This window comes from Candidatus Desulfatibia sp. (assembly GCF_036446775.1).
Classification (GTDB): domain Bacteria; phylum Desulfobacterota; class Desulfobacteria; order Desulfobacterales; family UBA11574; genus Desulfatibia_A.
Map to the genome: position 1 here is coordinate 1 of NZ_JAZFTO010000277.1, position 9,565 is coordinate 9,565.

Sequence of the window (9,565 nt, forward strand, 5' to 3'; positions counted from 1 at the left end):
TATCGGGTACGCCGTGAATATTTTGAAAAGCGTGTGCTTATTCACGTATTGAGCAATGCCAAGAGCGGCTTATGCATTGAGGACTGCCACTATTGTTCGCAGTCAAAAGTCTCTGTGGCCAAGATTGAAAAATATCCGCTGGTGTCAAAAAAAAGGCTGCTGGAGGAGGCGCGCGGAGCCATGGAGATGAACGCCCATCGGTTCTGTATGGCTCTTAGCGGCAGCGGTCCCACTGAAAAAGATCTTGATCGCCTGAGCGATATCATTCGGTCCATCAAGGAAGAAACCGGCTTGTCGCTGTGTGCTTCGATCGGGTTTTTGGATAAGGGCCAGGCCGGTCGGCTCAAAGCTGCGGGGCTGGATCGAGTGAATCACAATCTCAACACCAGTGAACGCTTTTACAGCCAGATATGCACAACGCATTCATACCGCGATCGGCTCGCCACCATTGCCAACTGCAAGGCGGCGGAGTTGGAAATCTGTTCCGGCGGCATCATCGGGCAGGGGGAATCGGATGAGGACATCATCGACCTGTTATATGCCTTGCGCGACATAAAACCCCATGCGGTTCCCATTAACTTTCTGATCCCGGTTCAGGGGACCCCGTTTGAAGATCGGGCTAAGGATCTGAGCCCTCAGCGGTGCTTGAAGGTGCTCTGTCTGGCGCGTTTTCTCAACCCGCAGAGTGAGGTTCGTGCGGCTGGCGGACGGGAGTACCATCTGCGTTCGCTTCAGCCGCTGGCGCTTTACGTTGTTGATTCGATTTTCGTAGCCGGGTACCTAACAACGGGTGGTCAGTCGGCCGAAGAAGCCTACGAGATGGTCACGGATTTGGGGTTTGAAGTTTCTATCGAAGGCGCCGAGATTGAAAATCTCAAAGCACTGGCGTCGACCTGATGAGGATTTGCGTCCATGAATAATAATCGACAGTTGGATACGTATTTTGGCAGGGAGCTGGCTTCCCTGCGGGAGCGAGGCTTGTTTCGGGAACTGAGGGTACTGCCCGAGACCGGCGGGAAGCTATCCATAGAAGGCAGAAAGGTTCTTAATTTTTCTTCCAATGACTATCTAAATCTGGCCAACCATCACCAAGTCAAGGTTGCCGCTATCGGGGCGACAGAGAGATGGGGGTGTGGTGCGACGGCTTCACGCCTTATGTCCGGGCATCTGGAGCTGCATGCTGCGCTTGAGACCGATTTGGCGCGCATGGTGGCAGCGGAGGCGGCGCTTGTGTTCGGCAGCGGTTTTCTGGTGAACATCGGCGTTCTTACGGCCATAGCGGGGCGGGAAGATGAAATCTTCGCCGACCGGCTGAATCATGCCAGTCTGATCGACGGGATGTTACTGAGTGGCGCGAAGTGGCATCGGTATCGCCACAAGGACATCGACCATCTGGAGCGTTTGCTCAAGAAGAGTAAAACCGGGGGCCGCCGCATCATTGTAACCGACTCAATCTTCAGTATGGACGGCGATATCGCTCCTCTTAAGTGTTTGGCTGAGCTTGCCGAACGTTATAAGGCGATTATGGTGGTGGACGAGGCGCATGCTATCGGGGTAATGGGTGCAAGAGGAGGTGGCGTCTGCCGGATCAAGGGCCAGGAGATCAAGCCTGAAATAGTTATTGGAACACTGAGCAAGGCTTTGGGAGGATACGGCGGCTTTGTGGCCTGTTCAGATACCATGCGCTCTTTTTTAATCAACCGGGCCCGCAGCTTCATCTATTCCACGGGTCTGCCTCCGGCGTGCCTGGGCGGCAGCCACATGGCGGTTGCACTTGTGGAATCGATGCCGCAAATGGGACAAGAGTTATTGGCAAGGGTGCAAAGGTTTCGTGAATTCCTGGTTGAAGAAGGTTTTTCTCTTCCCGAGATTGAGTCGCAAATCCTCCCTATTCATATCGGTGACAACCAGCAGGCCATGAATCTGGCGGGCTCGCTTTGGGAAAAAGGGATAATGGTGTCGGCCATTCGTCCGCCAACGGTTCCAGCCGGAACGGCACGTCTGCGGATGTCGGTGACTCTGGCTCATTCCATCGACGATTTACAATTCGCGGCCAAAGAGCTTGCCCAATCCGCCCGGCAGTGGGGGGTACTGTGAGTCGTGAGCGTTTGATATTCATTTCCGGCTGGGCCACCGGCTCATCGTGCTGGGAGCTGGTCATAAATAAAATAGACCGCCCCGTTTCCTGTTGTTACGTAAAGTGGTGGGAGTGCTTGAATGGGGCCGCTGAGGAGAACGCATTATTGCGGGTTCTCGAAAGAGAAGCAGGTAGAGTCATTATTGTCGGATGGTCTCTGGGGACATTGGTGGCCTTGGAAGGTGCCATACTTAGGCCGGGGAGTGTCAAGAAGTTGGTGCTGGTTTCCGGTACCCCGCGGATGACATCCACAGGAAATTACCCTGGCGTAGACTCAAGCGTCTTGAGGGCGATGCATGCTAGATTCAGCCGGACCCCGCGTTTGGTCCTTGAAGAATTCGCCCGGTTCTGTATCGGCGACGGCCTGGGATCTTCGATTGAGGCGGATGAATTGCTGGGTAAATTTATCGACGGCGCCGAATGTATAAACGTTGAGCACTTGGCAAGAGGATTGCGGTATTTGCAAGCAAAGGATTTGCGTAACATTTTGCCGGAAATTAAAGTCCCGGTCCATTTGTTGCACGGGGCTAACGACAGGATTATCCCTGTGGAATGCGCCCGATTCATGCAGAGAACGATACCTGAAGCTCGACTCGATCAGGTTCAAGGTGGCTCGCATGCCCTTCTATTCACCGCTCCTTATCGTGTTGCTGGATTAATAAGAGATGTAATCGATGCCGGTTTTAGTTCACAGTGAGGCCGTAGCCCGAAATTTTTCAGCGGCGGCAAGCAGTTACGAGCGCTGGGCCGATCCCCAGCGCCGTACGGCCAGACGCCTGATGAATATGTTGTCCCCAACAGGTCGCGTCAACTCCATCCTTGACGTGGGCTGCGGTACGGGCTTTTTGGTCGAGTTGCTCCATGACCGCTATCCCGAAGCCTGTATATTGGGTATTGATATAGCGCCGGAGATGGTGAACATTTGCCTTAAACGTTGGGCTCATGTTGGGTCGCTGTCATTTCAGGTAGCCGATGCCGAGAGGTTTGATACACAGCAACCCTTCGATCTGATCGCGTCGAGTTTTTGCTTCCAGTGGTTCAGCGCTCGCGTGCAGTCCATTGGCCGGCTGGCAGGAATGCTCAAGTCCGGCGGCTTGTTTGCCTTGGCAGTGCCTGTTGCCGGATCGCTTGTAGAATTGCATGAAAGTTACCAAACTGTACTTCGTGAGGAAATGCCGGGCCTGGAGTATGCGTCGCCCGATATCTATATCAACGCGCTGGACGGAGCCGGGTTTAAGCTGCTCCTTGCCAGGGAGGAAGCGGTTCAGTGCCTTTACAAGAGTGGATTGGACGCGTTGCGCTCTTTCAAGGGTGTCGGCGCATTATTTAAACATCACTGGGGCTATAGCCCCAGGTCGGTAAGTGAGGTTCAAAAAGTCGCCCGATACTATGAACATCACCATGCGCTGGCCCATGGGAGGGTACCGGTCACTTATCAAGTTCTATATTTGGTTGTCGAGTCTATCCAATGAATCAGGGTCTTTTCATAACCGCAACAGGGACCGGCGTCGGCAAGACGGTTATCACCGCGGGGATCGTGCGCTGGCTGAGAAGCAGGGGCATTGACGCCGTTCCGGTCAAAGCAATACAGACAGGAGGAGTACCTGGAAAAGATGGTTTGGTGGCCCCCGATCTGGACTTCTGTCTATCTGCGGCCGGCATGCAGCCTTCGCGCCACGAGATGGCGCTCATGACGCCTTACATTTATGAGCCGGCGTGCTCACCCCATCTGGCGGGACGAATAAAACGGCGCTACCCGGAGATTGCGCATATTCAGGCTTGTCTGGAGCAACTCCTCACACACCATGAGATAGTGGTCGTGGAGGGTGTGGGTGGTATTAAGGTTCCTTTAGATGAGGAAACGACCATACTCAACCTTATGATGACGCTTGGCTTTCCGGTGGTGTTGGTGGCGCACGCGGGCCTGGGTACGATCAATCACAGTCTTCTTTCAATTAATGCCCTGCGCTTATCCGGTTTAGAGATTCTCGGTGTGGTGTTCAACGAGGTGGAGTCCGGATCGCCGGAGGACGATTTTATCAAGCAGGATAACCTCGAAACCGTTGCCAGATTAGGTGATGTCTATGTGCTGGGCCACGTCAGACATCTGGCCGGCCTTGGCCCTGACAGCGAAAAGCTTTGGGATCAATTCGAGCGCGATATGCCCGGCCTGCAGAAAATCTTGGAAAGAGTGGGAGTCAAATGACCATAGAATTACGGCAGCGTGACATTAAGCATTTGTGGCATCCGTATACGGAAATTACATCTTTTGAGAAGATGGATTTCCCCATTATTGAACGCGCCCAGGGCGTCTATCTCTACGAGGTCGGCGGCCGGCCGGTGCTGGACGGCATTGCGTCGTGGTGGTGTGTCAACCTGGGACACTCACACCCTAAACTGATCGAGGCCCTCCGTGAACAAGCGGGCCGGCTTCAACATGTAATACTGGGCGGAATGTCCCACCGGAAAATAATCGAGCTGGCAGAACAGCTGGCCGCAATAACGCCGGGAGCTCTCAGCCATTCGTTTTTTTCCTGTGATGGTGCTTCATCCGTAGAGGCAGCCTTGAAGATAGCTGTTCAATACTGGGTCAATAATGGTGAGAAGGGCCGCACGAAATTTATCGGTCTGGCCGACGGGTACCATGGAGATACGTTGGGAGCCATGGGTGTCGGATACGTCGATACCTTCCACAGCGGCTTTAAGGGGGTTATCCACCGGGCCTACCGGGCGCAGTCGCCGCACTGTGCCCAATGTCCTCATGGCCAAGAGCCGGACGCCTGTGATGTTGAATGTTTCAGTTCCATGGATGAGCTTATCCGCAATCACTGTGATGAGACGGCGGCCGTGGTAGTGGAGCCCTTATGCCAAGGCGCGGCGGGGGTTCGCATTTATCCTGAAGAATACCTGCGCCGGTTGAGGAAATTGTGCAGCCAATACGGTCTGCTTCTCATCGCCGATGAAATCGCCGTCGGCTTCGGCCGTACGGGGTCCATGTTTGCCTGCAAGCGCGCCGGGATAGCACCCGATATGATGACCCTTGGCAAGGGGATGACGGGCGGCACACTGCCCATGAGCGCTGTTATCGTTACCGATACGATTTATGATTCATTCCGCCAGGAGGGAGCGCGGGATCGAACCTTTTATCACGGCCACACATTCTGCGGGAACCCCATTACATCCGCCGTTGCTCTGGCCGTTCTCTCTGTGTATGAAGAGGAAAAGATTCTGAAAAATTTAAGGCCCAGGATTGCACAGCTCGATGCTGGTATGCGCGAATTGGGCGTCATGCTTGGAAATTCAAAGGTTCGAACGCTGGGCATGATGGGGGTTGTTGAAGTTAACGCCAACAGCGGGGTGATTGAGCGCGCGCGCCGGATTGCCAGGCATGCCTTTGAAGGGGGACTTTTCATACGTCCTTTAGGCCGGGCCGTCTACCTCTGGCCGCCGCTAACAATTACGGAAGAAGAACTCAACCGGATGCTCTCCATATTAAGGTCCGCGGTTGAACAGACCGCATGATGGGCTAAGGTTTTTCAATAAAATGGGTTCTGCATAGCGCTTCGCATACTTTTCAAAAATCCGTTGGGGGTGATTGAAGAGAAATTTTTGGATCTTTTTTTCCTTGACGCTATGGCTGAAGCGGAAAAGATACATTTGTTCAAATACAAGGACATCTAATTTGTCAGAAACAAATGTAAATTCAGCAAAGAAAAAGAACAGCAAAAAGGAAAAATAGACCTAGAGCACCATCAAGATCAGGGACCCCAGAACGCCGTAAATGACACTGTATTGGGTGACGGTAAAAAATCTGGAAAATAAAATGTGAACCAGGAAAATCGACCGGGTGCAACGCCTTTGCTTTCAAGATCCTTGTCCGTTAATTTTTGAATTTCAATTTTCATAATTTCTCCCTTCATCCCACCTATTAGTTAGTTTCCATCCATAAATGGCTATTTTTCCGATGAGCGGCGTTCTCCGCGGGTTTCCGCCCTCGACGTACAGACGTACGCCTCGGGCGAAAACCCTTGTGCGGCCTTGCTCATCAAAAAAATATCTCATTTATGAATTGGAAACTACATAGTGCTCAAATGTATTTATGGGTGGGCACTAGTTGTAAAATCGCTTTGCGATTTTATGTATAGTAAAATTGGGGTCTTATGTCAAGCAGGAAGAGGATTGGCCCGGCGGTTATTCCTAAAAATACGGATATATCTTTAATTGATCTTGCCCATATCGCGTGCTATAAGTCACAGGACATAGATTATTGCACTTGAGGAGCACCTTGTTTGAGGAGCGGCCTGAAGGCCTTGAGGGGTGTTAATAAAAAGATTTTATCCCCATCAAGCAAAACGCTCTTCAAGCATGCCAATGACCAATAACCAATGACGATACGACATCGAGCCTATTTTTTGATCAAGGAATTTTGTTTGAATCCGGCAGTGCCGCACGTCTCCATTCTGGTTCGAAAACTTACGTTCTTCCAAAAAATGGCGACAAGTATCAAAGGCATGCCCGGGAATAGGTTCCGGGAAACTTTACTCCAAGGAACAAATCCTTAAAATCATAAACTCAACATTTGTTGATCATGTAAACAACATACCCTGAATAAAATCGTGTTACGATTTTATAAAACTCCCGTCCCGCTGGAAGCGGGACGGGATCAGATGGCAAAAGGCACCGCACTTTCTCATTAAAAAGGATTTTATTTTCATTTGAATTCATCCCGCGCTGTAAGACTTCGGCGAGGCCCTCGGCCTGAGCTCGGGTCGAAGGTCAGTCGAGTCGCAGCGGGGAATTCAAATTTAAAGAGGTGTAAAATGGCAGAAATCAAAAGCACTCTCGATCTTGTTATGGAAAAGACCAAACACTTGACGTTAAGCCATGAAGAAAAGCAAGAGCAAATGCTAAAAGAAGCCGGGCAAAGAATCAAGGGGTTGATTCAGAAATATCAGGACGGTCTGCTGGACCAAGATAAATTTGCCCTAGAGTTGGACAGCATGATTGAGACTTATGATGTGATTGTAAATGATATATTGCTTAATGCGCTTTTAGACGACCTGGATGTAAACCGCGATAATAAGCCGCAGCTGGCCCTGTTAAATGATATTTGCAATATAGATATAACAGGGCTTGTGTCAGTATATGACGGCTATATGGATGAACTTGAGTTGATGACTCAGGAAAGAAATCAGGTCTTAAAAAACGATCTGGCGGAAAAACAATCTATTGCGGGTTCCGCGGTTGTGCCGAATGTTGAGACAGACAAGATATGGCAGACCAACGTTGTAGAGATTAATTATAAATTCAGTCAGCTCCTGATCCGTGCAAAAGCTCAAATAAGCTTGAAGTGAGCTAAAGTTAGGGCAGACGTTATTAAAAATCAAGCTGAGTTTCCGGTCTCTGGTATTAATTAAGCGATTTTGATCAAAAGGATGATAACTTCAACTTTTATATAAAGGAGGAAATTGAAAATGATTGATTTTACTTTTACAGAAGAACAGGAAATGTTCAGGAAAGCAGCTCGTGAATTTGCTGAAGCCAAGGTTGCTCCCAAGGTTCCTGAAATGGAAGAAACCGGCAAGGTCAGTGACGAAGTTGTCAAGGCCATGGCTGAGGCAGAAATGATGGCATTGACCATCCCGGAAGAATACGGCGGCCTTGGGCTTGGATACATTGCCCGTCTTATCGCGGTGGAAGAAGTCAGCAAGGTTTCGGTAGGGGCGGGCATGATGCTCCAGGTTTTTGCACTGGGTATCGAGCCCATCTTAAAATTCGGCAGCGAGGAGCAGAAAAAGAAGTATCTGCCCGGTCTGGCAAAAGGAGAACGATTGGCCGCTACCGCTGTGACCGAAACAACAGGGGGATCGGACCCTACCGGTATCCGTTCAACATATAAGAAAGACGGCGGCGATTATATCCTCAACGGACGCAAATGCTTCATTACCAACTCCCATATTGCCGACACCATTATAATTCTGGCCAAGGACGAGGAAGATCCCAAAGCCTTCTCGACCTTTATCATGGAAAAAGGGATGGAAGGATTCAAGGCCACCCATGAAGAGAATAAAGTCGGCATGCGCGGTTGCAATACCGGTGAGCTGGCCTATGAAAATTGCCGGGTTCCCCAAGAAAATCTGGTAGGCGTTGAAGGTAAAGGCATGCGGGTTGCCCTGGCCGCCATTGGCGACGTCGGCCGAGGCGGTATGGTCGGCTGCGCACTGGGACTGCAGGCTGCTTGTCTGGAGGCATCGGTTAAGTTTGCAAATGAACGCATTCTTTATGGAAAACCGATCAGCAGATTGCAAACGATTCAAAACAAACTGGCGGACATGAAAATCGATCTGGAAGCGGGCTGTCTGCTGGGCTATCGAGCCGCTGCCATGCAGGATAAGGGTGAACGCTGCAGCAACGAATTTGCCGTAGCAAAATATTTTACCACGGAAGCAGCCCAAAGAGCGGCGAAAATAGCCGCTGATATCCATGGCGGCTATGGGTGCATGGAGGAGTATGCCGTTACCCGTTATTTGCGCGATTCATTTGTACTAGGGCCATCCGCGGGGACTTCGGATATTATGAAGGTTATTGTCGCCCGCTGGGTGCTTTCATAGGATTTATACAATGCTTAAGATCGTCGTATGTGTCAAAGCAGTTCCAGACCCCCAAGAGGCTCACAAAATCAAAATTGATCCTGTCACCAAAACCCTAAAGAGGCTCGATGTTCCGCTGGTATTAAATCTTCTCGATAAAAATGCTATGGAAGCAGCCCTGCAACTTAAAGAGCAGCTTGATGCCCATATTACCGTGCTCAGTATGGGACCTTCGGCGGCAGGTAGTGTTGTAAAAGAATGTCTGGCCTTGGGCGCTGACGATGGATTCCTGCTTTCCGATCGATCCTTTGGCGGTGCAGATGCTTATGCCACGGCGTATACCATTGCCAAAGGTATAGAGAAAATCGGAAAGTATGATGTGGTCTTTTGCGGGATGGCAAGTAGCGACGGCAGCACGGAATGGGTCGGGCCACAAATCGCAACGTGGTTGAAGATACCGGTGGTTACAAGGGTTAAAGAGCTGGTTGAATATGGTGGAGAATGGTGGGAAGTAAAGGCTGGCCTTGAAAATGGATATCGCCTGATGCAGGTAAAACTTCCGGCTGTCTTCACGGTAACCAGGGAGCTGAATACTCCGAGAACACTCAGCTTTTCAGGAATTATCAAAGCCAGAAGTAAAGAGATTACCGCGTGGGGAATTAATCAATTAGGCCTGTTGGAAGAAACCGTGGGGCAAAAAGGGTCGCCGACAATTGTTGCAAACCTTGCCGCCATAGAAAGTAAGCGGGAAGTTGAAATAATTACCGGAACAAGGGAAGAAAAAGCTGAACGATTGGTTCAAAAACTGGCTGATGCCGGCGTGATGTAAAGAATCCTG

General features: G+C 50.6%; 10 protein-coding genes. 9 read left to right on the top strand and 1 reads right to left on the bottom strand.

What is annotated here, in order from left to right; all coding sequences use genetic code 11:
- From bioB to bioA, 6 genes are all read left to right on the top strand, one after another.
- Positions 1-897, top strand: an 897-nt coding sequence (gene bioB / locus V3S16_RS13140; protein WP_413885655.1) for a biotin synthase BioB, incomplete at its 5' end; no start/stop codon positions are given.
- A gap of 15 nt (positions 898-912) precedes the next feature.
- Positions 913-2,097, top strand: coding sequence for an 8-amino-7-oxononanoate synthase (bioF, locus tag V3S16_RS13145; RefSeq protein WP_413885657.1), 1,185 nt, complete (start codon positions 913-915; stop codon positions 2,095-2,097).
- Entirely contained in the window at positions 2,094-2,834 is a 741-nt protein-coding gene (locus V3S16_RS13150) for an alpha/beta fold hydrolase (RefSeq protein WP_413885659.1), read from the top strand. Before bioF ends, V3S16_RS13150 begins: the two co-directional genes overlap by 4 nt.
- Positions 2,812-3,609 carry a methyltransferase domain-containing protein gene (locus tag V3S16_RS13155; RefSeq protein WP_413885661.1) on the top strand — a complete coding sequence of 266 codons (798 nt, stop codon included), beginning with the start codon at positions 2,812-2,814 and terminating at the stop codon, positions 3,607-3,609. The genes V3S16_RS13150 and V3S16_RS13155 overlap by 23 nt, the downstream gene beginning before the upstream one ends.
- Positions 3,606-4,343, top strand: a complete 738-nt coding sequence (bioD, locus tag V3S16_RS13160; RefSeq protein WP_413885663.1) for a dethiobiotin synthase — start codon at positions 3,606-3,608, stop codon at positions 4,341-4,343. The genes V3S16_RS13155 and bioD overlap by 4 nt, the downstream gene beginning before the upstream one ends.
- The gene (gene bioA, locus V3S16_RS13165; protein ID WP_413885664.1) at positions 4,340-5,659 is read left to right on the top strand and encodes an adenosylmethionine--8-amino-7-oxononanoate transaminase; all 1,320 of its coding nucleotides are present in this window, start codon (positions 4,340-4,342) and stop codon (positions 5,657-5,659) included. Before bioD ends, bioA begins: the two co-directional genes overlap by 4 nt.
- A 236-nt stretch (positions 5,660-5,895) precedes the next feature.
- Here bioA and V3S16_RS13170 read toward each other — a convergent pair whose 3' ends face one another.
- Positions 5,896-6,042 (bottom strand): hypothetical protein, encoded by a 147-nt coding sequence (locus tag V3S16_RS13170; protein ID WP_413885666.1) that lies wholly within the window; start codon positions 6,040-6,042, stop codon positions 5,896-5,898.
- 915 nt (positions 6,043-6,957) lie between these two features.
- Between V3S16_RS13170 and V3S16_RS13175 the strand changes: the two genes are divergently transcribed.
- The 3 genes from V3S16_RS13175 to V3S16_RS13185 all read left to right on the top strand — a co-directional run bounded on the left by V3S16_RS13175 (position 6,958) and on the right by V3S16_RS13185 (position 9,556).
- Positions 6,958-7,491 (top strand): hypothetical protein, encoded by a 534-nt coding sequence (locus V3S16_RS13175; protein WP_413885667.1) that lies wholly within the window; start codon positions 6,958-6,960, stop codon positions 7,489-7,491.
- Positions 7,492-7,611: 120 nt separating this feature from the next.
- Positions 7,612-8,748 carry an acyl-CoA dehydrogenase family protein gene (locus V3S16_RS13180; RefSeq protein WP_413885668.1) on the top strand — a complete coding sequence of 379 codons (1,137 nt, stop codon included), beginning with the start codon at positions 7,612-7,614 and terminating at the stop codon, positions 8,746-8,748.
- Between the two features lie 10 nt (positions 8,749-8,758).
- Positions 8,759-9,556 (top strand): electron transfer flavoprotein subunit beta/FixA family protein, encoded by a 798-nt coding sequence (locus V3S16_RS13185; RefSeq protein ID WP_413885670.1) that lies wholly within the window; start codon positions 8,759-8,761, stop codon positions 9,554-9,556.
- Positions 9,557-9,565: the final 9 nt, after the last annotated feature.

What these genes read in the sequence shown, in the direction of transcription:
- bioF (WP_413885657.1), top strand. Translation starts at nt 913, where the DNA reads ATGAATAATAATCGACAGTTGGATACGTATTTTGGCAGGGAGCTGGCT.
- V3S16_RS13155 (WP_413885661.1), top strand. Translation starts at nt 2,812, where the DNA reads ATGCCGGTTTTAGTTCACAGTGAGGCCGTAGCCCGAAATTTTTCAGCG.
- bioD (WP_413885663.1), top strand. Translation starts at nt 3,606, where the DNA reads ATGAATCAGGGTCTTTTCATAACCGCAACAGGGACCGGCGTCGGCAAG.
- bioA (WP_413885664.1), top strand. Translation starts at nt 4,340, where the DNA reads ATGACCATAGAATTACGGCAGCGTGACATTAAGCATTTGTGGCATCCG.
- V3S16_RS13170 (WP_413885666.1), bottom strand. Translation starts at nt 6,042, where the DNA reads ATGAAAATTGAAATTCAAAAATTAACGGACAAGGATCTTGAAAGCAAA.
- V3S16_RS13175 (WP_413885667.1), top strand. Translation starts at nt 6,958, where the DNA reads ATGGCAGAAATCAAAAGCACTCTCGATCTTGTTATGGAAAAGACCAAA.
- V3S16_RS13180 (WP_413885668.1), top strand. Translation starts at nt 7,612, where the DNA reads ATGATTGATTTTACTTTTACAGAAGAACAGGAAATGTTCAGGAAAGCA.
- V3S16_RS13185 (WP_413885670.1), top strand. Translation starts at nt 8,759, where the DNA reads ATGCTTAAGATCGTCGTATGTGTCAAAGCAGTTCCAGACCCCCAAGAG.